The sequence below is a fragment of the Streptomyces sp. NPDC098101 genome, from assembly GCF_044760185.1.
Classification (GTDB): Bacteria; Actinomycetota; Actinomycetes; order Streptomycetales; family Streptomycetaceae; genus Streptomyces.
In genome coordinates this window covers 1-22,207 of record NZ_JBIWAS010000003.1, presented here as the reverse complement: position 1 = coordinate 22,207, position 22,207 = coordinate 1, and the positions used below count along the sequence as shown (strand labels likewise).

Genomic DNA, 22,207 nt, shown 5'->3' with positions numbered 1-22,207 from the left:
GGGGGCCGACCGGGGACGGCCGGGTGCGGGTCAGCCGGTCGGCAGGGTCACGGACAGGACCTCGCTGGACGGGGAGAGGTTCCCGGCCCCGTCGGAGGTGCGGGCCCGGTACTCGTAGGCGCGCCCGTCGGCGGGCTGGGCGACGCAGACGGTGGCCGTGGCCGGGTCGCGGCGCGGGTCGTAGCCCTTGTCCAGGACGACCGACCAGGCGGTCGTCCCCACGGCGCGGCGCTCGATCCGGAAGCCGGTGAAGTCCCGGATGGGAGCGGGCGTCCAGTCGGTGGCGGTCGCCTGGACGCCGCCCGTGCACGAGCCGAGGGCCAGGTCGGGGGCCTGGGCGGGGGCGATGCCGTCGGGGATGTCGATCCAGAGCTCGTGGGGAGCGGTGGCGTCGAGCGTCCTCGGGTTGTGGGTGGTGGTGCCGCCGTCGTTGGTGACGAGGACGCGGTAGTGGTGGGTCTCGCCGTCGGCGACGACGGGGGTGGTCCAGGTGTTGCCCTTGGTGGTGCCGAGCGGGACCCAGGCGTAGGAGCCTTCCACCAGGTCGTTGCTCAGGACCGTGTAGTGGTCGAAGTGCGGCTCGGTGTTGAGGGGCCACTTCAGGGTGACCTTGCCGGTCGCCTTGTCGTACGTGCCGGTCAGGGAGGCGACGACGGGCAGCGGGCGCACGAGGGCGTCGGCGCTGCCGGCCGAGGTGTTGCCCGCCCGGTCCCTGGCGCGCACCTCGTAGTAGTAGGGCGTGCGGTCGTCGCGGTTCACGAGCGGATCGGTGTGGCTGCGCGCCGTGGTGGCGGTGGTGACGGCCGTCCAGGTGCTGGAGCCGACGGCCCGCCGGTGGAGGGAGTAACCGGCGAGGTCCATCTCCTTGTTGGCGGCCCAGGAGACGGTGGTCTTCCGGGTGGTGGTGTTGTAGGTGGTCCGCACGTCGGTGGGGGCGAGCGGCTTCACCTTGTCCTGGGCGGCCGCGGTCCTGGGCGCGTAGCCGAACGCGACCTTCGCGGCGCCGGACCAGTTCACGTGGTCGACGCGGAGGGTGTGCCGGCCGGCGGGAACGGTCAGGTTCACGCTCTTGGAGCGGGCGGTGTCACCGGTGTTGGTCCACAGGTCGATCTTGCGGACGCCGTCCAGGTAGACGCGGACGCCGTCGGTGGCGGAGACGGTGAACGTGAACGGCCCTCCGGAGCCGAAGTCGCGGGACACCCACCAGCGGGCCCCGAAGTTGTTCGACGGCACTCCGGCGACCGGACTGCCGGACCAGTTCTCGCCGACGGCGGCGTCGCAGTCGGTCTTCACGGGCGTCCCGGTGAACGAGGTGTTCTTGTAGAACGTCCGCATGAAGACGTTGGTCCCGCAGGTGACACCGGCGGCGGCCGCCTGCGGAGCGGCGGCCAGCAGACCGCCGAGGACGACGGCGGACATGGCACCACCGGTGAGGGTGGCGACGAGACTCTTCGGGTACACGGAGGCCTTTCACGCTGTACGTACGGAACGTTCAGCACACAGACCACCGGGGAGGGCGGAAGGTTGCACGCCCGGAGGGATCAGACGGTGGCGTGGTCCTCCCACTCCAGCACCCGCACCTCACCCAGCGGCCAACACCGGTCCCGGTCCCGGCCGGGGCGCCGGGCCTCGGCCTCCTGGACGTACTGCTCGTGCCACCGCACCTGCTCCCTGTGGAGCGCGGGGCGGGAGAGGCGGCCCGCGGCCGGATGGCAGGCCCCGATCACCTGCGCGAGGACGAGCGTGGTCTCGGCGTCGCAGGAGGGGTCACCGGGCCGCTCGTGCGGAATGCCGTACCACTCGGCGACCGTCTCCAAGGCCCGTCCTCCGGTCCGGAAGGGCTCGGCGTGCCGGTCCAGGACGAGCGGATCGCACACCGGCGCCACGCCGCCGGCGAGACGACCGGAGAGCGGCACCAGCCCGTGCCGGACCAGTTCGGTCTCCAGCGTGGTGAGCACGAACGGAGCGTGCCAGACGACCAGGGGCTCCTTGGCGGCCAGGTGTCCGGCGAGCACGACGGCCAGTTCTTCCAGCGCCTCGGCGGCGGGCCGCCCGTCGGCACGCGCGCGCTCGACCGGGATCCCGTGCCCCTTCCCGGGCGCGACCGAGACCGGCCCGGGACCGGGGTCGACGAGCCAGGACCGGCGTGTCCCGTCGCCGGCGCACACGGCCGCGCCGAGGACGCGGTCGACGCCGCGGCGGTTGCCGGTGGTCGCGATGTCCAGGGCCATGAGACGGCGCCGGTGCCAACCGGTGTGGTGACGGCGGGGTGGCGGCGCGGGCTCGCGGACGTGCTCGCGGTGGTAGACCTCCCACCCGCCGAAAGCCGTGCTCACGAGCACCCCGTCCCCGGCCGGCACGCTCGACCCGCAGGCCTCGCACTCCCCGTCCCGCCGGTTGGAGCGCATCGCGGAGGCGTCCGAGGTGGTGCCGTCCGCGTCGGGGACCGGCGCGTGCTCCGGGTGGTAGACCACCCACCGCCCCCACGCGCTGCGGAGCAGGACCCCGCTCCCGGCCTCGACGTCCGCGCCGCAGCGTGCGCAACGGCCCGCGTACGAGTTCGTCCGCACCGAGCCGCTCACCGGGTCACCTCACTCATGGCCTGCCACCGGAGGAGATCGGAACACAAGGCTCTTGGCGGCGCCAGTGGTTCGGTGACGATCGCTGAGGCCATACTGCGTTCCGTGCGCACAGACGGACGCTCCCACCTGGCCCTCCGCTGCGGCATCACCCTCGCCGCCGCGCTCACCGCCCCGCTCCTCCTCGCCGGCGGCTTCGCGTACGACCGCCTCGTGCACCGCCTGTACCGGGGCGAGGGCCCGGGCCCGTACTCCAAGGAGGAGGGCTGGGTGCGCCCGGAGTACTTCGTGGTGAACAACGCCCTGGTCCGGGCCCTGACCTGGCCGACGCGCCGTGACGGGATGCTGCGGCGGCGGCCAGCCCGTACCCCCGGCCACGGCACCGGATCCGATCACTCGGACGCGTAGGAGCCCGTGAAGTAGTCGAGGCCGGGATCGGGCGGACCGCACCGCAGGATCGCGTCCACCGCAGGCCACACCTCGACGGGCACCTCGTACCCGAGGAACATCCAGGGGTCGTCCGCGTCCGGCTCGATCACTTCCCGGAGCCGAAGGATCTGCTCGCGGCTGATCGGAAACTCGGTACGCAGAAACTCGTCCGCCTTGCTGAACCCCTGGAGGGACCAGACGACCCCGGACACCTCTGAAGACATCCGCCGATCGTATTGCCGACGCCTCCCCGCCCGCCCCGCCCGCCCCGTCAGCCGGGGAAGGAGAAGTAGAGCGCGTCGGCGTAGAAGGACGCGAAGTGCTTCTGCCAGTCGGCCCGGACCGAGGCCAGCCAGTCGTCGTCCCGGCCGGCGATCGCCGCCTCGGCCCGGGCGACGGCACGGGGGATCTCCCCGGCCACCAGACTCCGCACGCTCCCCACCGGGTCGTCGTCCGTCATCGAGACGATCTCCCCGGTCTCCAGCACGAAGTACTTCGCCCGCTGCTTGTCGAGGTGCGCCGTGGTCCTGGCGACGCACTCCGCGAACTCGCCGTCCCCCTCAAGGCCTTCACCGACCACGCGCAGAAGGTCGAGCAGCAGGGCCGCCCCGTCGGCGTACTCCCCGGCGATGCCGATCGGAGGGTTCCAGATCATGGACGGAACGATCGTCGTTCCGCGCCCGACCAAGAGCTTGTGCGCGAGCGGGATGTCCCAGTTGTGCTCGGATATGCACCGGATCCGCTGGGGGTTCTCCGTCTCGCTCGGCATCGAGTCGGCGGAGTAGAGATATGAACGGTTCGCCATGCCGCTGAAGCTAGCACCGGGCACCGACAACACACCGAGGCGCGAAGCCGGTCGAACACGACGGCACCGGTGTGCTGCCGCCCCTTCAAGAACCGGAGGTACGACACGCGGGGGCAGCCACTCAAGACGAAGGAACGTCGAGGCCAAGCCCTCCCGTCACTCCCCCTCCCCCGCACCGCCCATGAGCTCCATCAAACGCCCCCGGGCCGCCGCGAGCCGCTCCTCGTAATCGGGCGCGAAGATCCCCGCGAGCTCCTTCTCCAGAGTCCCGGAGATCGCGTAGAGCCCGGACCAGACCGCGCGATCCGGCACGATGGCGTCCAGCTTGTCGGACTCCATCATCACCTCGTACAGCCAATCGGACAGAACGAACGCCTGGTCAGGCGTGAGCGTGATGAGTACGGGTTCTTCGTCCACCCGGTCACGCTACAAGGGCGCTCTGCGGATACCGGTCCTCGGTCCTCGGCCCTCGTTCAGAAGGGAGGTACGAGATCGCCGCGCCCATCACTGTGCGGCCCCCAGTCCCATGCCTCCTCGCGGGGAGGTGCGACACCGGTGAGGTCGTGCCCCCACGCGTCGAGGGCCTTCCACGCGACCCGCCGGCCGAAATCGCCGTCGCCACGGGTCTCCAGGATCCGGCGCGCGTGCACGGCGAGCCGATCGCGGTGCCCGGCGAGCGCGGGATGCTCGGCGAGGACGAGCGCGGCAAGAACGGCAGCTTCGCGCACGTCCTCATGACCGTCCTCAAGGAAGGGCTCGACGGCCCGATAAAGCGCCGGTCGCAGCTCCCGGAAGGCCGACACGACGGTGTCGCGGGCGAGGAAGCCGGGAGAGCACCGCTCGATGCACCCGACGACCTCGTCGGAGGCGTCGTAGACCGTGGAGAACAGCCGGCCCAGCAGCGCCGCACGGACGGGAACGTCGCGATAGGCCCGGAGGGACATGGCTGCCGGGTGGTCGAGGATGCCGGCGACGTACACGACGACGGGGGCGGTGGCTTCGTAAATGCTGTTCTGATGCCCGACCAGCTCACCCACCTCCGCCAAAGCGGCCACCTGAACCTTGGCATCGGGCACCAACAGCCGCTCCAGAACCGGGGGAAGCCCTTCCCCACTCCCGAACGCCGTCTGGAGCGAGCCCCAGTCGGTCTCCGCCAGGACTGCCCGGTAGGACGGCAGGTCGGGCTCGCGGGGCACTCCGGCGCTGGAATCGCTGTGGTTCACAGGCCAAACGTAGACCGGGCTTGAACTGGGACTGCTTTGGAGCGAGTGACTGTGGCCCCGTGAACTTCCGGCGCGTCGGGGAGCCTGTTGCACCCACCCGGCAAAGCAAGATGCTGGGGCAATGACCTCCAGGGCTCGCCTCATGCTGGTCGCCTGAACCCGTGGAACCGACCATCCCGGCCGGAGTGGGGCGAAGACGGGAGCGCGACCCGAGTCGTCGAGCGCGCGGCAGATGCACCTTGTTGAAACGACGGTCGGTCTGACCGGTGCACGTTCCGCACGGGGGCGGATCAGTGGAACCAGACGACGAGGCGTACGTTCTCCGCGCCATGGACCTCGGCGAGAACGTGCATGACCCTCCAGACCCGACCCCAGTCCGTGTCGGGCCCCGCAGCCGATACACGGCTCCGAGTACCGGAACCGTCCGTCTCCTGCCAGTCGACGGCCGCCAGCTCGGCCCAGGTCAGCCATGTCGTCCCGTATACGCAGTCGGGACCGCCGTAGTCGGCGAACTCCTCCCTCAGCCCTTCCGACGCGTCGCCCGGGAAGCCGCGGTCCTCGGCGAGCGGACGGAAGCCGAAGGTGTTGCGGATCCCGAAGAGACAGGCCAGGCCGTCGTAGGCGTTGCCCCTGTTGAGCAGGAAGAGGTCGATACCCGCTTCCCAGACCGTGTCCTCGTCGTCCGGGCCCCACAGTCGGGCCCCCGGTCGGCACTCGATCATTCCGCTGACATCGGTCGACATGGCGCGATCATGCCTGCCGAACCCAGCACCCGGCATCCACTTTTCGTCCCACGCGCCCGCGCCCGTCCCCAGCCGCCCTACATCTAATGCCACTCCCTGTAGACACCGAAAACCAACGATCATGATCAGTCCGGGGGGCTCCGCTCGTGAACTTCTGCCGGATTCGCACTGCTGGCTTCGTCCATGAGAACGGACAACGGACAGCGGATGTTCACGACTTCGGGAGGCGCCAGAGCACACCAAGGATTCGAACGCTGCCTGAGTTTCAGCCCGAGAGGCGGCTGCCGAGATCTAACAGGCGGCGTGCGGCGGGCTACCTGCCGACACCCAGCCGTGGTCGCGACGTTCTCGCGATTCAGTGTTCGGAGCCGACTGCGTCAGAGTCGCAGCGGCTGCCTGAACGGCTCAGTGGTCGCCCGTGTGCGAGTGCACGGGGCGTGGCAGTGGCTGACGCCAGTCGCCCAGGCTAGCGAGAAGAAACCGGCGGGCCAGGAAACGTATGTCATCCCACGCCGGATCCGTGGCCAGGGCGTTGCCCCAGAGGCCGACTCGGCAAGTGCCATCGATCTCGCCGAGGCGACGTCCGATGGCCCGAAGACCGCGCAGATCCTCGAGCTCGAAGGCTCCGCGCTCCGCGAGTCCTTCGGAGACGCGGCAGAGGAGCTCGACCTCTTCAACGATGTCCTTCGTCTCCAGCTCATGCTCACCCAGCCAGACAAGTTGATCCTGGGTGTCGGCTGCCAAGAGGGCCATAAAGCGCAGCGTCCAGGTGTGCAGGTACGCGTCACCAAGATGGTTCATACGTGCAGGATCACACCCCTCTCCCACAACTGCGTTCGACGATGCGGAGGGCGGCAACGGCTGTCGCGGCGGCCGCGGACATTGAAGCGCGATTGCTGCTGTCGCAATCGAACAGTGCCAGACGGCGGTGCCTCCCGAAGTCGTGAACATCTGCTGTCCGTTCTCATGAACAAAGCCACACCGCCGACCAGGCTCCGCCGACGGCCAAGAGGGCCCTGCCGCCGCCGGCAGCGCGCACGCTTCCAAATCCGCTGGGGCTTTTCAGGGTACGTTCGGCGCCCTTCGCCTGCGTTCACATACGGATGACCGTTGCTCTTGCAGCAGCTCTGCCCCTGCCTGAATGAGGCCGAACGGCGCTGAATGAGACGGAAACCGAGACGGCGAATCAGGCTGTGGTCATGCTTCCCCAGGCGGAATGAGTCGATCAGCGCCCTCGGCGTCGTCGACGTGACCATGAGCATCGACAGTGATCGGCGCAGCTCGCCCCTTCGCGGTGATCAGCCATGCGAGAACCTGCTCGGTCAGCGGTCCACGGTCCGGCCCTTCGTCCTTCCAGTAAGCCCGCCAGCCTCCTCCTGGCACAGCGGCCACCACCTGATCCACCTGCTCCAGATGGGAGAAGTCCGGATAATCCGTGACCGCTCGCCGGGTGCCGCGCTTGGGATCGACAACGAGGGCTACTCCCGTCGTCTCGTCCCAGGCGTCTACGTGAACGGTCCGTCCGATCATCGTCTCGGTGCCGGTGAAGATGGCGAGCCAACCGGTCCCGTTGAAGTAGCGCATACGGTCATCTTCTTCGGTACCTGCCGACGCTTCGGCGACTGGGGGTGAGGCCGCGCCAACAACTGCTTGCCCTCGTTCTTGATCGAGCCTGGGCGCTCTCCGGCTGGTGGCTTCCGGCCTGCGGTCGAGCGGCCACCTGTTGTCACGCGTGGCAACCGTTGGTCGGCCCCTCCTCGGCCCGTGGGCGGCCCGGCAGCTGACCACTCCATCACTTGCCGAACAGGTGCGGGACCGGACACAGCTCCATGGGTGCGTCCGGTTGATCGGCCCAATGCCACCAGAGCTGCCGGTCCGGGCACCGCCACAGGACACGGCAGGTCCGCTTGCCGTCCTCCTCCCGCTGCATGAGGACAAGGCCGCCCGACTTCATCGGCTGAGCGCACTCGGGACAGACAGGAGGACCACCGGACATGCCGCGCACCGTACCCGGGGATCGATGAGCCTGAGAGACCGGCCCCAGAACACAGAAGCACCGAAGCCGTCGCTCGTGACAGGTTGGCCCCATGAACGAGACACCACACCCCGGCAACCCGAACGGCATCCAGGTGGGCGACGTCTACGAGGACTGCTCGTTCCACCCGGTCCTGTGCACAGCGGTCGATGACGTGGCGGGCGTGGTGCTCAGCGGTATCTCGCTCATCGACGGCAGCTTCCCCCGCTCGTGCGATGCCCTGTACTGCGGGCCCGTCCGCATCCGTGTGGAGGAGGTCGTAGCCATCAAGCAAGACCTCGACGGCTACACCCGCCGACGAAAAGCCGAGCTACGAGCCGGCGACACCACCTGATCGCTACTCAGCGCCCTGAGCACCTAGGCCCACTCGAAGAGGTGCCCATCGGTCTCCCCTGTGACCTTCATTGATTCCGGCACTTGGAACAGGCGTGCCCGCCCCAAGCTCGGAGGCCGAGTCGCCAAGAACCCTAACCATGTGGCATACGGCGGCCACCTCGCCCAGGACGCCGCCGCCCTGGTCGCGTTCCTCACGGGCCCTTCCTCCTCGTTCATCACGGGACAGGGGGAGACCGTACGACCGGATCACACGAAAGGGCCGGCCCCGGTGGATCGCTCCCCCCGTCCAGCCCCTTGCCACAAGCCCCCCGTCGGATTCGGCCCGACAACCCCCTTCGCGGGGGCGAGGGCTCAGAAGATCAGGTCGTAGGCGTTCCATCCACCACCGACAAGAGTGCGGGCGGAGCCGGGGACGAGACCGGACAGGGGCTTGTGCACGCCCTGGTAGAGCCAGAGCCTGCCGTCCTTGCCCCGGGCGACGAGGTCGGGGCGATCGTCACGTCCGAGTTCGGCGGTGCCCGCGATCGCCGTGTACGTGTTCCAGCCGCCGCCGACGCGCTGGCGCTGCTGGAAGGGCGGGGAGGGGTAGAGGCCCCAGCGGTTGTACTTCCACAGCACGCCGTCCTTGTCGCGGCCCAGGGCCCCGTCGCGGGCGCCCGACATGGTCAGGGCGGTGTACGTGTTCCAGCCGCCGCCCACCCGCTTCCGCGGTCCGTACACCGTGCCGTACTCCCCCTTGTAGCGCCACAGCACGCCGTCCCCGTCCCGGGCGACCAGACCGCCGTCACCGACGCCGACGAGGGCCGTGTACGCGTTCCAGCCACCGCCGACCCGCTGGCGCGGGGCGAAGGGCGCGGAGGGCTTGCCGGTGCCCGCGTAGTACCAGAGGACACCCGCCTTGTCGCGGGCGACGAGGTCGCCCCGGCCGTCCGCCGTGGCGGTCGTGACCGGGACGACGGCGGTGTAGGCGTTCCAGCCGCCACCGACCCTCTTGCGCGTCCCGAACGGCCGGTTGACGTCGCCCGTGCCCTCGTACCGCCACAGCACGCCGTCCTTGTCCCGCGCGTGGACGGCGCCGCGCCGGTCCGCGGAGGGCGTCCCGGCGACGAAGTCGAGGCCGAGCGTGCCCCGGGCCACGGTCGCGCCCGTACTGTCCCTCAGCTGGACCAGGGCGTTCAGGCGGCCCAGAAGGGCCGCGGTCTGATCGGCGTCCAAGGTGACGGTGTAGGCGAGGCTCTCGGCGGCCGGCACCGCGGGAAGGTCGAGGGAGGGCCGGGTGGGCGGATCGTGCAGGACGGGCGGGTGGTAGGGCATGTGCCACGCACACTCCCCGTACGAGACGCCGTTGACCGCGCAGACGGAGCGGATCACGTCCGGGCTCACCGGCGAACTGCCCGCCTCACCCTCGGTCAGCCAGGTGTCCAGCTCGAAGGAAGCGGTCACCGGGCCCTCGACGCCCACCGGCAGCATGGCCGTGAACCGCAGCGTCACCGCCCCTTCCTCACCCGCCGGAACGGTCAGCCGACCACCGTCCTGGACGACCGTCCCGACCTCCGCCGCCGCCGTGACGGCGACCGGCGTCACGGGCGCGGCAAAGGCCGCCGACCCCCCGAGCGCCACGGGCGCCAGCACGGCAACCAACGCCACCGCCACCACTGCCGTACGCGTACGCACCACGAAATCCCCCTCGCCCCCAGACACAAAGGCACCCGGTACTGCCGGAAGCGCCGACCCGCTTCCCGTGCACCCCTTCGACCCCGCGACGCCACGAAAGGTTGCAGGAGCCCTCGTGCGGGGTTGCGGAGTGCGCGTCGCCTCCGACACGAAGACGGGCTCCGACGTCCGGGGCCTTGCGGCACGCAGGTGGCACGGCCGCGATCATGCGAAAGGACGGGCACCGGGGAATCACACTCCCGCACCCACAAAGCCTCCTGTCGGGTTCCGAACCGACGACCCCCGCTTTACAAGAGAGGGAAGACAGGACCGCATCTGACCTGCATAGACGCTGCGGGAGCTGATCGACACCGTAGAGCCCGACAACGCCCTTCGTTCCCCGTAGTTCCCCGCACGATCTGGCACGGATGTGGCACGGTCTTCGCGGCCGTCTGTCAGTGCCGCAGGATAGCGTCCACCTGCGCGCGGTCGGCTTCCGAGGTGTCCAGCTCTGTAGTGCAGCTGCATCCCTGGCTCTGTCCGGGGGTGGTCCGGTGCAAACCCGGGACCCGACCGACGACCAGGCTCCGCCGATGGCCAAGAGTGCCCTGCCAGCGCCAGCCGCGCGTGAACTTCCAGGTCTGCCTGTGCGCGGCAACGGCTCCGTAGGCCCCATATGCTCATGCCACAGCCATAGCCACAGGTCAGCGACTCGCAACGGCCTAGATGAGGCTGCCGGCCATAGTGCTGCCTAGGGGTCAACTTCGGCAGGATCTCATTCGGCAGGTGATTGGTGACCGCCACTTCGAGAGCCTGAAGCCTGGGCCGGATGCAGGCTTCGCAACAGTGCCTCACCCGCTGCGCACATGGCGCACCAGCGGTAGCCCTAGATCGTTATCAGTGTCGACCTCTTCAAACTGCTGAAGTCTCGGAGAGCTGTCACTAATGTGGGGCCCATGGGGACTGACGAAGAGCGTACTTTTGGATCATGGCGCCTTAGGGGAGGCCGCTACGAGCAGCATGGCCTACCCGTGGAAGTCCTGTCCGAATTCGCACGCTACGAGCGCCTAGTGGTGGACGTAGCGAAGGCGCTCTACATGCAGCGCCATCCGCAACGCCAGCGAGCGCCGAGGCAGTTCTCTCGATTCAACCTTCGCCTGGCCGGGGTGAGAAGCGGCAGCGTGGTGCCCGTGCTCGTAATGCCACAAGATTCAGAGGCGGCACTGTTCCAGACCGATGACGCTGATGTTTTCGACGAAGCACGAATTTTGATTCAAACTGCATTGCGCTCCGTCGGACAGGGGTCCGGAATCCCGCCAAAATTCCCGGTTCAAGCACTAAGGGAATTCGCACGCTTCGGCCGCAGCTTGCAAGAGGCGGAGTTCATTAGCTTCGACGAGGGAACCCCGAATGCGGCTGTATATTCACGAGGGATTCGACAATCAATTCAAGAGCTGGCCAGCTTTGAGCGTTTCGAAGTCGAGACCCTTGTTGTAGGCCAAGTAATCGGCGTAGCAGCCGATGAAGGCACCTTCAAGGTAAGGCTCGCCCGCAATGGCCGAGTCATCGTCGGCCGCTTCTCTTCCGACGACATCATTCCAGATCTACGTCAATACCTCGATGTATCCGCTCTCGCCCCCACTGTTGCCGTAAGCGCCGTAGCAATTCAGTCGACGGCGGGCGAGATCATCGAGATTCAAGATGTCCTAGGGATTGAACCAGTCCTCCCATCCGACTGGTCCGAACGACTGGCGGAGTTGCAGAAGCTGGAAAATGGCTGGCTGGAGGGCTCCGGGGAGGGCATCGCCAGGAAGGTTCTACGGCAAGCCGAGTCTCTCCTACTAGAGCTGCTCGATTCAGGAGCGAGTAGGCCGTACATCTATCCCACCGAAAAGGGTGGCGTCCAGCTCGAATGGAGTTCCAGTGCGGGTGAAGTGACCGCTGAGGTCACGCCCGAGGGGAAGGTTGAGATCTACGCTTTCTCCAACACTGACGACGATGAACTCGATGCGACCTTCGCGCCGCATCAACTGCAGGAAGCGGCAGAGAGCCTGGTGGGGGGAATTCAGCAGTATGCCCGATGACGAACTGCGCGCAGGTGAGTTTGAACTGACGAAGGGAGAGGAGATGGTTTGGCGTCAGATACACCCGTCATTTGTGCACGACGGGCGTGTATCGAGCCAAGCCTTTACTCCAACCCAGAAGGATGACGGAGAGCTTTCAGTTACTCGCAGCTCTCTTGTTAGCGCACAAGATGCATTCGAGCATTACACAGAAAACATCGGCCGCCCATCGGCAGGCGTGTGTTCGGTTACAGTCGGAGAAGTGGTTCAAGAGGGTCTACGAACCATAGATGACTCGGATGTACAGGATAATGAAATCCGGCCGCCAGCTCATTCCTACATCGACTTCAAGGGTGTCTCTGGGAAGGCAGCCAAGAGAGTAGGTGGGGCTCTCCGTTCTAAAGCCGAGGCGCGAGGCTGGGCCTATGACACCGGCACATCCACCACTTGAGGCTAGGGATATAGCCCCACACTGAGCGGTCTCAGGCCATCGGTCCTAGCCGCCACTCACCTCCAATTCCCATCCCGTCTGCCGTCGCCCCACACCGTGGAGCGGGCGCGGCGCCGGGCGTCCAGGTGGAGCGCGCCACTGTACGAACGACCTGGACGCCCGGTGCCGTGTCTGCTCGGCTTTGCCTGGGTCGATGGCAGACGGGATGGGAGTTCCCCACCGCCACACCCCACGGGCTGGCACCCGCGTAGGGAGCCCCCGCCATCCCGGAGCCTGAGCGCCCCCGCCGGAGGCACTGTTTTGGCCCGAGCACTGTGGCCGCTGCCCCTGGTTCGTCGCCCATCAACCCAAGCTGTCAGGCGTGCGGCCAGCGGCCGGGCTGGAGCGGGGCGCAGACAGGAGCGCAGGCCCGGACGACGGGCCGCGCGCGCCGCGCCGTGCACGGTGGGTGCCTTGATGAGGTGGAGAAACCTGTAACAGGTCACCACGCCGGCCTTACGGACAGGTGACGTCAGCATGGTGTCCGTATCAGTGCCGGAGGAAAGCATCATGGAACGGTTCCCTCACGGCGTTCACTAGCCCGTGATTCGGCTGGCCCGCTCGCGAAGTTCCTGGGCCTCCGGGACCCCGTCGTACCGGCGCAGGCGGACCCGCATGTCCTGCAAGGCCGCCTGGACCTTCACCGAGCGGATGCCGTCCGCGCAGTCGAGGAAGTCGCGCCAGGTGGCCAGGGCGCCATCGACGTCGCCTTGGCGGAGGCGGACGCCGCCGAGGTCGGCGAGGACGATGGCGCGGGTGCGGCGGCGGTCGAGGCCGTGGATGTCGAGGGCGAGGTGGAGGTGCTCCTCGGCGGCGTCGAGGTCGCCGAGGCGGGCGAGGATCATGCCGGATTCGTGGGCCCAGCGGCCGGGGGAGTAGTGGGCGGCCCAGGAATCGCCGGGCGCGGCGGCCAGCTTGCCGATGGCGGTCTCGGACAGGGCGAGGTGCTTGGTGGCCGCGCGGCGGTCGTCGTCCTGGGCGGCGGCGTTGGCGAGGGTTGCCTCGTAATAGGCGACGGCGCGAGGGTTGTCGAGGTGGCGGCCGTAGTCCACGCAGGCTTCGCCGAGTTGGACGGCTTCGGCACGGTAGCCGAGGTCGACGCACTGCACGGCGAGGCCGCGGAGGGCCGTCGCCGACAGTTCCGGATCACCGGCTTCGGCGGCCAGCCGGAAGGAGTGCGCGTAGTAGCGCTGAGCGAGCCCGCGCAGCTCGGGGGTATCGCCCTCGTCCTGGGCCATCCAGCCGGCGAGGTGGACGAGCTGGGAGGTCGCGGCGAACAGGTCGCGTCCGGTGGCCTCGGTGAAGCGGCCCTCCAGCCAGGGGGCGACGTCCTGGGTGAGGTAGCGGACGGCCAGGTGGCGGGCGTGGCCGCCGCCGAGTTCGGAGGCGGAGTCGCCCAGGGCCTTGACCATGTGGCGTACGGCGGCCACCTCGCCCTGGCCGACGCGGGCGGCTGAGGGAAGGGCGGTCTTGGTCCGGCGGGTGATGCTGTCCATGTCGGGCAGGCCGAGTGCGGACAGCGCGTATCCGCTGGAGGCGAGGATGAACTCCCGACGTTCCACGTCGCTCCTTCCCAGATGCAGGACTGATGCCACGGTATCCGTGTGGGGTGCCGCAGGCATGGGCTCCGGAAGGTCGATCGCCTCGGGGTCCAGCCCCAACACCTGTGCGATGTAGGGCCACCAGTGGCCGGGGGTGCGTTCGCCTTCGATCCACCGCCGGGCGTGCTGGCGCTGCAGTCGGCGCGGGTCGCCGCATTCGGCGAGGCCGAGCGCGCGCGCCAACTCCGAAGGACCCCAGCCACGTTCCTGGCAGGCCCGTTTGATCAGTTCCGCGACGGCCGGGTTCCTCGGCACCCCGTCATCCTCCCCACCTGGATTACGCGGGATTACGCAGGACTACATCCTGGGCCCTGTCCCGGGGGCGTGGTCCGCCGTTCACTGAACATCACCCCGCAGATCTCCGAATGGCTCGAACAGGCCCCGTCCAGGGCCTGTTGGCGACTGCCCGGACCCGTGAGAGGACCCGATGGTGGCGATGCTCGCTGACAGCGCACGGACCCGTACGATCCCGCCTCCGCGACGGCCCGGTGCGGCACGGCACCTCGCCGTACGAGAGGTGACCCGGTGAGCCGTTCCCCGTTATCCGACCCGCTGGAGACGGTCCTGAGCTGGATCTGGGCCCTCGGGACGGCCGCCGGGCTCGCCACGGCCGGCCTTCTGGCCCACACCGAGCACTCCTCCGCACAGGTCCCGTCGGCGCGGCCGACGCTCAGTGCTGAGGACGTTCCTCCGGCAGACGGACCCGTATAGGCCCTCCGGCCTCGGTCTGGCCTCCCCGGCCGGGGCCCGCCTCGTTCGCCGCAGGCCGTCCGCGGTGCCTCACCGACGTACCCCCCTTTCCGCATCTCCAATGAAGGGAAGCCGATGTCCAGCCCGCCCAACAGCGACACGTATCCCCTCCCCGTGTCCGTCGCCTTCAGCGGCCCCGACAACACCGGGAAGACCAAGCAGATCGGAATCCTCGCCCGGCGCATGGGCCCGGCCGCGACCTCCGCGGGCCCTCTCGACCACTACGACCCGCGCTGGGCCGCCATCAAGGCCGACGGCACGGCCCGCTGGTGGTTCGAGACCGGACCGGTCGAGGAGATCGCCGACGTCCTGGCCACCTCCTACCTCGCACGCTCCCGGCACCCCTTCTCCGCGCCGGTACGCCTGCTGGACCGGGGCATCCCGATGCTGGAGGCGTCCGTCGCCGCGACGGTGGCCGTACGGGAGGAGCTGGGTGCGGCGCAGGCCGCGGACCGGGCCCGCCTCCTCCTGGCTCCGTACGAGACCGATCTGCGGGCCGCTGAGGAGAACGAGTACGTCCTCGTCCTCCTGCACTGCGACGACCCGGAGGAAGGCGCCCGCCGGAGTCTGGCCCACGAGGCGACCGTCACCGACACCTACGCGGCGTACCAGCGCCACCTCCACGAGCAGATCAACCGGCTCGTGGACGAGGGCCGTTTCCCGATGGCGATCCGTATCGGCGACCGGCCCACCGTCGCCGTCCAGGACGAGGTACGCCGACTCCTGGCACCCCTGCACCCGGACGTACCCGGCAGGGCCCTGGCCGGAGTCCACGTCACCGCGCTGGGCGGCATGTCGGAGAGCGGCAAGAGCACGGCCGGCGAGTACCTGCGCACCCAGCACGGTCACGCCCGCCTCAAGATCGGGTACCTCGTCGAGGACGCGGCCGATCGGGCCGGGATCCGCGACCCGTACCGGCTCGCACCGGTCGTGCGGGCCGAGCTGGTCGTGGACGCCCTGGACCGCTTCTGCCAGGCCCACCACTTCCTCGACTCCGTCAGCATCGAGTCGCTGCACGACGTCGACTCGACCGTCGAACTCGCCCGTATGCTCGGGCCCCAGCTCACCATCGTCTACCTGGACGCCTCCGAGGCCACCCGCGCCCGGCGGGGCACCGCCGACGCCCAGGACGTCGCCGACCGCGACGCCGTCAAGAGCGCACGAGGCGCGGACAAGGTCGCCGCCCTCGCCCACGAGGTCATCGGCAACGACGGACCGCGCCTGATGCTGGAGCGCCGGCTGGACCGCATCGCGCTCGACCGCCGCTGGCCGGAACGCCAGCCCTCCACCATGCCGGTCAACGCGCTCGGGCTCCCCGTGCACCTGGAGTCCTACCTGACCGAGTTCCTCGACCGCACCACCGGCCTGCGCCCGCTGATCGACCTGCTGGCGGTCACCGGCAGCGGCGCCCGGGGGAAGTACCAGCACGGCTGGAGCGACCTCGACGTCCTCGTTATCGCCGACGCCTCCTCCCTCGACGAGATGCGTCAGATCCTCGCGGACCTGGAAGCGGAACTCGGCGGGGTCAAGCTGGGCATGACCGTACTGACGCGGGCCGAGTGCCGGACCGGCGCCGTCACCTCTCGCCTCCTCCACGTCCTCGCGCTCATCGGCAGCGGGGCTCTGCTCCCTCTGTGGTCCACGCCCGGCCTGGCCCTGCCCGCTCCGGACGCGGCCACCGACGTCACGGCCAGCCTGCGCGACGGCATCCAGGCCGCCGTCGAGATCCGCCGCCAGCTCCTCAAGGGAACCCCCGACCTCCGCGCCCTCTACAAGGTCACCGCGCTGCTCGCGAAGATCCAGCTCCGCTTCGGCGGGATCGAGTGCCCCTCCGACAGCGACGCCCTCACCGTCCTCCTCGACGCCACCCGGCAGGACACGAGCATGGTCACCACCGCCCGCACCGAGCGACCGGTCGCCGAGGCGCTCGCAGGCCTCGTTCTCCGGGCTTGGCTGGACACCCTCCCCGGGGAGACGCGGTGAGCGCCCGCCGAGCACCGACGGGCATCTTCCACAAGCCGGTGGCGACCCGCGAGCGGGCCGAAGCCGAGGCGAAGGGATGGGCACGACTCGCCTCCCGCGTCGCGGTCCCCACCCTTCACGGACAGATCGCGTTACCGGACGGGCGGCAACTCCTCGCCTACGAGGACGTCTTCGCCACCGGCCGGTGCGGGTTGCTCCTGGGCGACGTGATCGCCCTCGCCGACCGCGATCCGGCCGTACGGCCCCGCTTGGACCGTCTCGTGAACGGCGTCTGCGCCGACCTGTGGGCGGCGGCCGAGGAGACCGGGAAGCATGTACGGCTGGCCGAGTGCGTCCCGGACCTCTACCTCGACCGCATCCGCCCCCGGGGCCGCCTCGACCGCTGGTACCTGCGCCGCGATCTGCCGCTCACCCTGCCCCGGACCGACACGACCCTCACCCTCCGGGAACTGGCCGGCTTCACGTTCACCGCCAACGGCAGACCGCTGACGGTGAACGTCGCCGACACCATCGACCGCCTCCGCCACGCCCTGGCTCCCGACCGCCACCGGCTCGCCGGCCTGACGCAGGGCGACCCCACGGAACCCAACATCGCCGACCCGCTGTGCTGGCTCGACTTCGAGTTCGCGGGACGCAACACCGTCGCGGGCGAGGCCGCGAACCTGCTCTGGTACCTGATGGGCCTGGGCGGCTGGCTCGTCCCCCGCTACCGGCCCGACGTGCACGCCCGCACCCTCCGGCTCGCCCTGCCGCCGTTGTCCGGCCCGCGCATCGAGCACCTGGAACTGCACCGGAGCAGTCGGCACATCGACGTCCGGTACTCCTGGAACACCGGCCCCGGTCGCGCCGCGGCCCTCACCCGTGCCCTGGACGGCCTTCGCGGGGAGAACGGGAGCGACCCGGAGGAGATCCGCCCCTTCCTCGCCCTGCGCATCCTCGGTGTCATCCCGCCCACTCGGCTGTCCGGACACGACCTCCTGCTCGTCCTGATCAAGCTCGCCGAGAGCCAGGACCCGCGCACGACGCTCGACACCTTCTTCACCACCGCACCAGCCCCTCACCCCGCCCCCGGCGAACGGAGCAGCAATGTCCCTGCCCCTGCTTGAGCCCCCTCTCCGGACCCGGCCGCTGCGAGGCCGCACCGCCCTCGTCACCGGCGGAGCCACCGGCATCGGAGCCGAGATCGGCCGGGCGCTCGCCGCCGCCGGAGCGACCGTCGCGGTCAACCACCTCGGCCAGGACCCCGACGCCCACGCCCTCCTCGCCGCCTTCGAGCGCGCGGGCAGCCCCGGGATCGCGGTGAACGCCGACCTGACCGATCCGGGCTCCGTCCGGACCATGGCCGACCTCGTCCGCGCCGAGATCGGCCCCGTCGACATCCTGGTGAACAACGCCGGCTCCTACCCACGCGTCGCCTGGCAGGACACCGACGAGACTGCCTGGAACCACTCCCTCGACGTGAACCTCACCGCCCACTACCGCACCTGCCACGCGTTCACCCCCGGCATGGTCGAGCGCCGCTGGGGCCGGATCGTGAACATCGGCAGCGTCAACGCCCGCGCCGGCCGGACGAGCCTCGTCGCGTACAGCACCGCGAAGGCCGGACTCCTTGGCCTGACCCGCTCCCTCGCCCGCGAGCTGGGCCCGTACGGGATCTGCGTCAACACGGTCCTGCCCGGAGCCATCCAGGTCGAGGCCGAGAACAGCCTCCCCACCCGGCACCGCGCGCGGCCGGAGGACCAGATCAAGCGCCAGTGCGTCCCGCGCCGGGGCCGCCCCGAGGACGTCGCGGCCCTGGTGGCGTTCCTCGCGGGCCCTTCCTCCTCGTTCATCACGGGACAGTCCGTCCACGTCGACGGCGGCTGGCTGCTGCACTGAGACCGCCGCGAGCAAACCGTCGACAAGCAAGGAGAAGAACCGACATGAGCGAACGAGTCCGCGCCGTCCTCGTCACCCCCGAGAACACGATGCTGGTCATCCGCCGCACCAGGCCCGGCATCCCCGAGTACTGGGTCCTGCCCGGCGGCGGCGTCGAACCCGGCGACGCGTCCCGGGAGGCTGCCCTCCACCGGGAGATCCACGAGGAGGTCGCAGGGAAGGCCGACATCGTCCGCCTCCTCCACACCATGGAGTCCGAGGATGAGCGCCAGCTCTTCTACCTCGCCCGCATCACGACCTGGTCCTTCGACGACCGCACCGGCCCCGAGTTCAGCGCCGAGGGCCGCGGCGAGTACGCGCTGGAGGAGATCCCGCTGACCGTGGAGGGCCTCGACGGCATCGACCTCAAGCCCGAGGAGATCGCCCACGTCCTGCGGGGTGCCCTCATCGCCGGAAGCCTCGAGGACGAGGCGACACCTTGAAGATCCCGTACGGCACACGGACGGCACACGCCCCTTAAGAGGTCCCGCCATCCGCGAAGCCCCGGGCACCTGACCTGGGGCTTCGTTCAAGGCACCCCCTCACACGCGAAAGGGCCGGCGCCGGGGAACCACACCCCGCACCGGCCCTCACACCCGCAGAGCCCCCTGTCGGGTTCGAACCGACGACCCCCGCTTTACAAGAGCGGTGCTCTGGCCAGCTGAGCTAAGGAGGCAGCCCGTGCAGTGTATCCAACGAGCGTGCCCCGGTGGTCGGGAATATCACCGGGCGGGGAGTGCTGACAGATCCCCCCGCGGCGGGTAGCGTCACTTGCGGTTCACCCAGGTGGACTAGACCTCAATCACTCCTTTACTCGGATCGTCCGGCACGTTCCTGCCGGTGAAGGGACACATCACCATGGCTTCCGTCACGTTCGACAAGGCGACCCGGATCTACCCCGGTGCCACCAAGCCCTCCGTCGACCAGCTCGACATCGAGATCGCCGACGGCGAGTTCCTCGTCCTCGTCGGGCCCTCCGGCTGTGGCAAGTCGACCTCCCTGCGGATGCTCGCGGGTCTCGAGGACGTCAACGCCGGCTCCATCCGCATCGGTGACCGCGACGTCACGCACCTGCCGCCCAAGGACCGGGACATCGCCATGGTGTTCCAGAACTACGCGCTCTACCCGCACATGACCGTCGGCGACAACATGGGCTTCGCGCTCAAGATCGCCGGGGTCAACAAGGCCGAGATCCGCGCCAAGGTCGAAGAGGCCGCGAAGATGCTCGACCTCACCGAGTACCTCGACCGCAAGCCGAAGGCGCTCTCCGGCGGTCAGCGCCAGCGCGTCGCCATGGGCCGCGCCATCGTCCGCGAGCCGCAGGTCTTCCTCATGGACGAGCCGCTGTCGAACCTCGACGCCAAGCTCCGCGTCTCGACCCGTACGCAGATCGCGAGCCTCCAGCGCCGTCTGGGCATCACCACGGTCTACGTCACCCACGACCAGACCGAGGCCCTCACCATGGGCGACCGCGTCGCCGTCCTCAAGGACGGTCTGCTCCAGCAGGTCGACTCCCCGCGCAACATGTACGACAAGCCCGCGAACCTCTTCGTCGCCGGCTTCATCGGCTCCCCCGCCATGAACCTCGTCGAGGTCCCGATCACCGACGGCGGCGTGAAGTTCGGCAACAGCGTCGTCCCGGTCTCCCGCGACGCCATCGCCGCCGCCTCCGCCAACGGCGACACCACCGTCACCGTCGGCGTCCGCCCCGAGCACTTCGACGTCTCGGGACCGACCAGCAAGGACGGCCTCGCCGTCACCGTGAACGTCGTCGAGGAGCTCGGCTCCGACGGCTTCGTCTACGGCTCCACCCGCGTCGGCGGCGAGGACAAGGACCTGGTCGTCCGCGTCGGCGGCCGCGACGTCCCCGCCAAGGGCTCCACCCTCCACGTGGTGCCCCGCGCCGGCGAGCTGCACGTCTTCTCCACCTCCACGGGCGCCCGCCTCAGCGACTGACCCGGGAAGCACCACCCGAACGGCCCCGCGTCCACCCCGGACGCGGGGCCGTTCGGCCATCCGGATCCCATAGAGGGGTTTACGGCGGGAAACCCCGGCATTCCGGTCCCACAACGGCCCCTCGGCGCCCTCCGCGTCAACACGCGATTCGAAAAGCCACCTCGAACCATCCCCCGCGAGAGTGACTAAATGTCGCCATATCACTACCTCCCGCTACGCTCGCCTGCGTGACCCACTCTGCCCGCCGAATCGGCCGCTCCCTCGCCCTCGTCCTGCCCGTCGTCCTGGTGCTCTCGGGAACGCTCGCGGTGTCCGCCGTTCCGTGGGCCGGCCAGGACTCCTCGACCCAGCTGACGGCGTCCGCCAAGGACGTCTCCGTCCCGGCCAAGTCCCGCGCCCCGCAGGACGTCCTGCGCGACCAGCTCCTCGCCGAGCTCCGGGCGACGGACCCCGGCGTCGCCCTCACGCACCTCCAGCGCGAGGTCGAGAACCGTCCCTCCCTCGCCCAGCACTGCGTGTCGATCGCCCGGGACCTCGGCCGCGCCGCCGTCCAGCGCTACGGCCCCGCCCGCGCCCAGTCCTTCTCCCGCCCGGTCTGCGACACCTCGTACGCGACCGGCGTCATGCGCGCCAGCTGACCCCCGCACCGGGCGGGCGACCGCCCCCGCACCGGGCCGGACACCGGGGCCGACCGGCTGACCCCCGAAGGGCCCCGCCCCCGTACCGCCGGGACGGAGCGCCGGACGCCTATCGTTCCCCGTATGCACTCCACTCCGACGCAGGCCGTGATCCTGGCGGGCGGCCAGGGCTCGCGGCTGCGCCCCTACACCGACGACCGCCCCAAGCCGATGGTCGAGATCCCGGGCACCGGGACCCCGATCATCGGCCATCAGCTCTCCTGGCTGGCCGCCGAGGGCGTCACCCACGCCGTCGTCTCCTGCGGCCACCTCGCCGAAGTGCTCCAGGAGTGGCTGGAGGCCGCCGTCCTCCCCCTCGAGGTGACCACGGTCGTCGAGACCGAGCCCCTGGGGCGGGGCGGCGGCCTCAAGTACGCCGCCGCGCACCTGCCCTCGTCCGACGAGCCCTGGTACGCCACCAACGGCGACATCTGGACCCGCTTCTCGCTGCGCGAGATGGCCGCCTTCCACGCCGAGCGCGACGCCCTCGCCACCCTCGCCCTGGCCCGCCCCCGCATCCCGTGGGGCGCCGTCGAGACCGACACCTTCGGGCACATCACCGACTTCATCGAGGCGCCGCCGTCGCCGTTCCTCATCAACGCCGGCGTGTACGTCTTCTCCGCCGACTTCACCGAGCTCCTCCCCGACCTCGGCGACCACGAGCGGACCACCTTCCCCCGGCTCGCCCGCGAGCAGCGCCTGGCCGGCTTCCCGCTGCCCCAGGGGGCGTACTGGCGGGCCATCGACACCGCCAAGGACCTCACCGAGGCCGCCAAGGAGCTCGCCGCCCAGAAGGTCTGACGGGCGTACGCACGCGCATACGTAAGCGCATACGCACGGAGAAGGGGGGGCCCCCCGCCGCCCCCCCCCCCCCATAGTGTTAGCGGGCGCGAGCCGCCCCCCCCCCCCCCGCGGGTGGTGGCCCCCCCCGGCTGTGCGGCCCACGGCCCGGGGCCCCCCCCGGAGG

The 22,207-nt window shown here is 69.7% G+C and carries 21 protein-coding genes and 1 tRNA gene; 10 read left to right on the top strand and 12 right to left on the bottom strand.

All coding sequences use genetic code 11. The annotated features are described in order from the left end of the window. Nucleotides 1-30: 30 nt before the first annotated feature. Both ACIQVI_RS12900 and ACIQVI_RS12895 read right to left on the bottom strand, forming a co-directional pair. Nucleotides 31-1,461, bottom strand: coding sequence for a PA14 domain-containing protein (locus ACIQVI_RS12900; protein ID WP_403594632.1), 1,431 nt, complete (start codon nucleotides 1,459-1,461; stop codon nucleotides 31-33). Nucleotides 1,462-1,541: 80 nt separating this feature from the next. Further along, a complete protein-coding gene (locus ACIQVI_RS12895; RefSeq protein WP_403594629.1) occupies nucleotides 1,542-2,582 on the bottom strand; it encodes a hypothetical protein in 1,041 nt (346 codons plus the stop codon). Nucleotides 2,583-2,684: 102 nt separating this feature from the next. Here ACIQVI_RS12895 and ACIQVI_RS12890 point away from each other — a divergent pair, with 102 nt between their 5' ends. Beyond that, nucleotides 2,685-2,987 (top strand): hypothetical protein, encoded by a 303-nt coding sequence (locus ACIQVI_RS12890; RefSeq protein WP_403594626.1) that lies wholly within the window; start codon nucleotides 2,685-2,687, stop codon nucleotides 2,985-2,987. Here the strand turns inward: ACIQVI_RS12890 and ACIQVI_RS12885 are convergent. The 7 genes from ACIQVI_RS12885 to ACIQVI_RS12855 form a co-directional block, all read right to left on the bottom strand. Beyond that, the gene (locus ACIQVI_RS12885; RefSeq protein ID WP_402443137.1) at nucleotides 2,972-3,232 is read right to left on the bottom strand and encodes a hypothetical protein; all 261 of its coding nucleotides are present in this window, start codon (nucleotides 3,230-3,232) and stop codon (nucleotides 2,972-2,974) included. The two genes, ACIQVI_RS12890 and ACIQVI_RS12885, sit on opposite strands and share 16 nt — an antisense overlap. Nucleotides 3,233-3,279: 47 nt before the next feature. Next, nucleotides 3,280-3,813 carry a hypothetical protein gene (locus ACIQVI_RS12880; protein ID WP_403594623.1) on the bottom strand — a complete coding sequence of 178 codons (534 nt, stop codon included), beginning with the start codon at nucleotides 3,811-3,813 and terminating at the stop codon, nucleotides 3,280-3,282. A 156-nt stretch (nucleotides 3,814-3,969) separates the two neighbouring features. Then, complete coding sequence (locus ACIQVI_RS12875; protein ID WP_403594620.1) at nucleotides 3,970-4,230, bottom strand: hypothetical protein; 261 nt, start codon at nucleotides 4,228-4,230, stop codon at nucleotides 3,970-3,972. 56 nt (nucleotides 4,231-4,286) lie between these two features. Continuing rightward, nucleotides 4,287-5,036 carry a hypothetical protein gene (locus ACIQVI_RS12870; RefSeq protein WP_403594617.1) on the bottom strand — a complete coding sequence of 250 codons (750 nt, stop codon included), beginning with the start codon at nucleotides 5,034-5,036 and terminating at the stop codon, nucleotides 4,287-4,289. 290 nt (nucleotides 5,037-5,326) lie between these two features. After that, complete coding sequence (locus ACIQVI_RS12865) at nucleotides 5,327-5,779, bottom strand: hypothetical protein (protein ID WP_403594614.1); 453 nt, start codon at nucleotides 5,777-5,779, stop codon at nucleotides 5,327-5,329. A gap of 405 nt (nucleotides 5,780-6,184) precedes the next feature. Then, nucleotides 6,185-6,580, bottom strand: a complete 396-nt coding sequence (locus ACIQVI_RS12860; protein WP_403594611.1) for a hypothetical protein — start codon at nucleotides 6,578-6,580, stop codon at nucleotides 6,185-6,187. A gap of 396 nt (nucleotides 6,581-6,976) precedes the next feature. After that, nucleotides 6,977-7,363: a hypothetical protein gene (locus ACIQVI_RS12855; RefSeq protein ID WP_403594608.1), complete on the bottom strand. Its 387-nt coding sequence runs from the start codon at nucleotides 7,361-7,363 to the stop codon at nucleotides 6,977-6,979. Nucleotides 7,364-7,866: 503 nt separating this feature from the next. Here ACIQVI_RS12855 and ACIQVI_RS12850 point away from each other — a divergent pair. Continuing rightward, nucleotides 7,867-8,148 (top strand): hypothetical protein, encoded by a 282-nt coding sequence (locus ACIQVI_RS12850; RefSeq protein ID WP_403594605.1) that lies wholly within the window; start codon nucleotides 7,867-7,869, stop codon nucleotides 8,146-8,148. A 353-nt stretch (nucleotides 8,149-8,501) separates the two neighbouring features. Here the strand turns inward: ACIQVI_RS12850 and ACIQVI_RS12845 are convergent, their stop codons facing one another. Then, nucleotides 8,502-9,827, bottom strand: a complete 1,326-nt coding sequence (locus ACIQVI_RS12845; protein WP_403594602.1) for a hypothetical protein — start codon at nucleotides 9,825-9,827, stop codon at nucleotides 8,502-8,504. 932 nt (nucleotides 9,828-10,759) lie between these two features. Between ACIQVI_RS12845 and ACIQVI_RS12840 the strand changes: the two genes are divergently transcribed. Beyond that, complete coding sequence (locus ACIQVI_RS12840; RefSeq protein WP_403594599.1) at nucleotides 10,760-11,887, top strand: hypothetical protein; 1,128 nt, start codon at nucleotides 10,760-10,762, stop codon at nucleotides 11,885-11,887. A 1,005-nt stretch (nucleotides 11,888-12,892) separates the two neighbouring features. On the opposite strand, the gene ACIQVI_RS12835 is transcribed toward ACIQVI_RS12840, so the two are convergent. Continuing rightward, nucleotides 12,893-13,918, bottom strand: a complete 1,026-nt coding sequence (locus ACIQVI_RS12835; RefSeq protein ID WP_403594596.1) for a tetratricopeptide repeat protein — start codon at nucleotides 13,916-13,918, stop codon at nucleotides 12,893-12,895. An 864-nt stretch (nucleotides 13,919-14,782) separates the two neighbouring features. Here ACIQVI_RS12835 and ACIQVI_RS12830 point away from each other — a divergent pair. Genes ACIQVI_RS12830 through ACIQVI_RS12815 form a run of 4 tightly spaced genes read left to right on the top strand, consistent with a single transcriptional unit; the run spans nucleotide 14,783 to nucleotide 19,050 of the window. Further along, a complete protein-coding gene (locus ACIQVI_RS12830) occupies nucleotides 14,783-16,690 on the top strand; it encodes a nucleotidyltransferase domain-containing protein (RefSeq protein WP_403594593.1) in 1,908 nt (635 codons plus the stop codon). Continuing rightward, nucleotides 16,687-17,796 carry a hypothetical protein gene (locus tag ACIQVI_RS12825; protein WP_403594590.1) on the top strand — a complete coding sequence of 370 codons (1,110 nt, stop codon included), beginning with the start codon at nucleotides 16,687-16,689 and terminating at the stop codon, nucleotides 17,794-17,796. The genes ACIQVI_RS12830 and ACIQVI_RS12825 overlap by 4 nt, the downstream gene beginning before the upstream one ends. Further along, nucleotides 17,777-18,568 carry an SDR family NAD(P)-dependent oxidoreductase gene (locus ACIQVI_RS12820; RefSeq protein WP_403594587.1) on the top strand — a complete coding sequence of 264 codons (792 nt, stop codon included), beginning with the start codon at nucleotides 17,777-17,779 and terminating at the stop codon, nucleotides 18,566-18,568. The genes ACIQVI_RS12825 and ACIQVI_RS12820 overlap by 20 nt, the downstream gene beginning before the upstream one ends. Before the next feature lie 44 nt (nucleotides 18,569-18,612). Further along, complete coding sequence (locus tag ACIQVI_RS12815) at nucleotides 18,613-19,050, top strand: NUDIX domain-containing protein (RefSeq protein ID WP_403594584.1); 438 nt, start codon at nucleotides 18,613-18,615, stop codon at nucleotides 19,048-19,050. Nucleotides 19,051-19,209: 159 nt separating this feature from the next. Here ACIQVI_RS12815 and ACIQVI_RS12810 read toward each other — a convergent pair. Further along, nucleotides 19,210-19,283: transfer RNA gene (locus tag ACIQVI_RS12810), tRNA-Thr, on the bottom strand. Nucleotides 19,284-19,465: 182 nt separating this feature from the next. Between ACIQVI_RS12810 and ACIQVI_RS12805 the strand changes: the two genes are divergently transcribed. The 3 genes from ACIQVI_RS12805 to ACIQVI_RS12795 all read left to right on the top strand — a co-directional run bounded on the left by ACIQVI_RS12805 (nucleotide 19,466) and on the right by ACIQVI_RS12795 (nucleotide 22,041). Then, the gene (locus tag ACIQVI_RS12805; RefSeq protein WP_053643515.1) at nucleotides 19,466-20,563 is read left to right on the top strand and encodes an ABC transporter ATP-binding protein; all 1,098 of its coding nucleotides are present in this window, start codon (nucleotides 19,466-19,468) and stop codon (nucleotides 20,561-20,563) included. Between the two features lie 227 nt (nucleotides 20,564-20,790). Beyond that, complete coding sequence (locus tag ACIQVI_RS12800) at nucleotides 20,791-21,201, top strand: hypothetical protein (RefSeq protein ID WP_403594580.1); 411 nt, start codon at nucleotides 20,791-20,793, stop codon at nucleotides 21,199-21,201. A gap of 123 nt (nucleotides 21,202-21,324) precedes the next feature. Further along, a complete protein-coding gene (locus ACIQVI_RS12795; protein ID WP_351968920.1) occupies nucleotides 21,325-22,041 on the top strand; it encodes a nucleotidyltransferase family protein in 717 nt (238 codons plus the stop codon). Nucleotides 22,042-22,207 lie beyond the last annotated feature (166 nt).

Coding starts and splice junctions, on each gene's coding strand:
- ACIQVI_RS12885 (WP_402443137.1), bottom strand. CDS start 3,232: ATGTCTTCAGAGGTGTCCGGGGTCGTCTGGTCCCTCCAGGGGTTCAGC.
- ACIQVI_RS12880 (WP_403594623.1), bottom strand. CDS start 3,813: ATGGCGAACCGTTCATATCTCTACTCCGCCGACTCGATGCCGAGCGAG.
- ACIQVI_RS12865 (WP_403594614.1), bottom strand. CDS start 5,779: ATGTCGACCGATGTCAGCGGAATGATCGAGTGCCGACCGGGGGCCCGA.
- ACIQVI_RS12860 (WP_403594611.1), bottom strand. CDS start 6,580: ATGAACCATCTTGGTGACGCGTACCTGCACACCTGGACGCTGCGCTTT.
- ACIQVI_RS12855 (WP_403594608.1), bottom strand. CDS start 7,363: ATGCGCTACTTCAACGGGACCGGTTGGCTCGCCATCTTCACCGGCACC.
- ACIQVI_RS12850 (WP_403594605.1), top strand. CDS start 7,867: ATGAACGAGACACCACACCCCGGCAACCCGAACGGCATCCAGGTGGGC.
- ACIQVI_RS12840 (WP_403594599.1), top strand. CDS start 10,760: ATGGGGACTGACGAAGAGCGTACTTTTGGATCATGGCGCCTTAGGGGA.
- ACIQVI_RS12830 (WP_403594593.1), top strand. CDS start 14,783: ATGTCCAGCCCGCCCAACAGCGACACGTATCCCCTCCCCGTGTCCGTC.
- ACIQVI_RS12820 (WP_403594587.1), top strand. CDS start 17,777: ATGTCCCTGCCCCTGCTTGAGCCCCCTCTCCGGACCCGGCCGCTGCGA.
- ACIQVI_RS12815 (WP_403594584.1), top strand. CDS start 18,613: ATGAGCGAACGAGTCCGCGCCGTCCTCGTCACCCCCGAGAACACGATG.
- ACIQVI_RS12805 (WP_053643515.1), top strand. CDS start 19,466: ATGGCTTCCGTCACGTTCGACAAGGCGACCCGGATCTACCCCGGTGCC.
- ACIQVI_RS12795 (WP_351968920.1), top strand. CDS start 21,325: ATGCACTCCACTCCGACGCAGGCCGTGATCCTGGCGGGCGGCCAGGGC.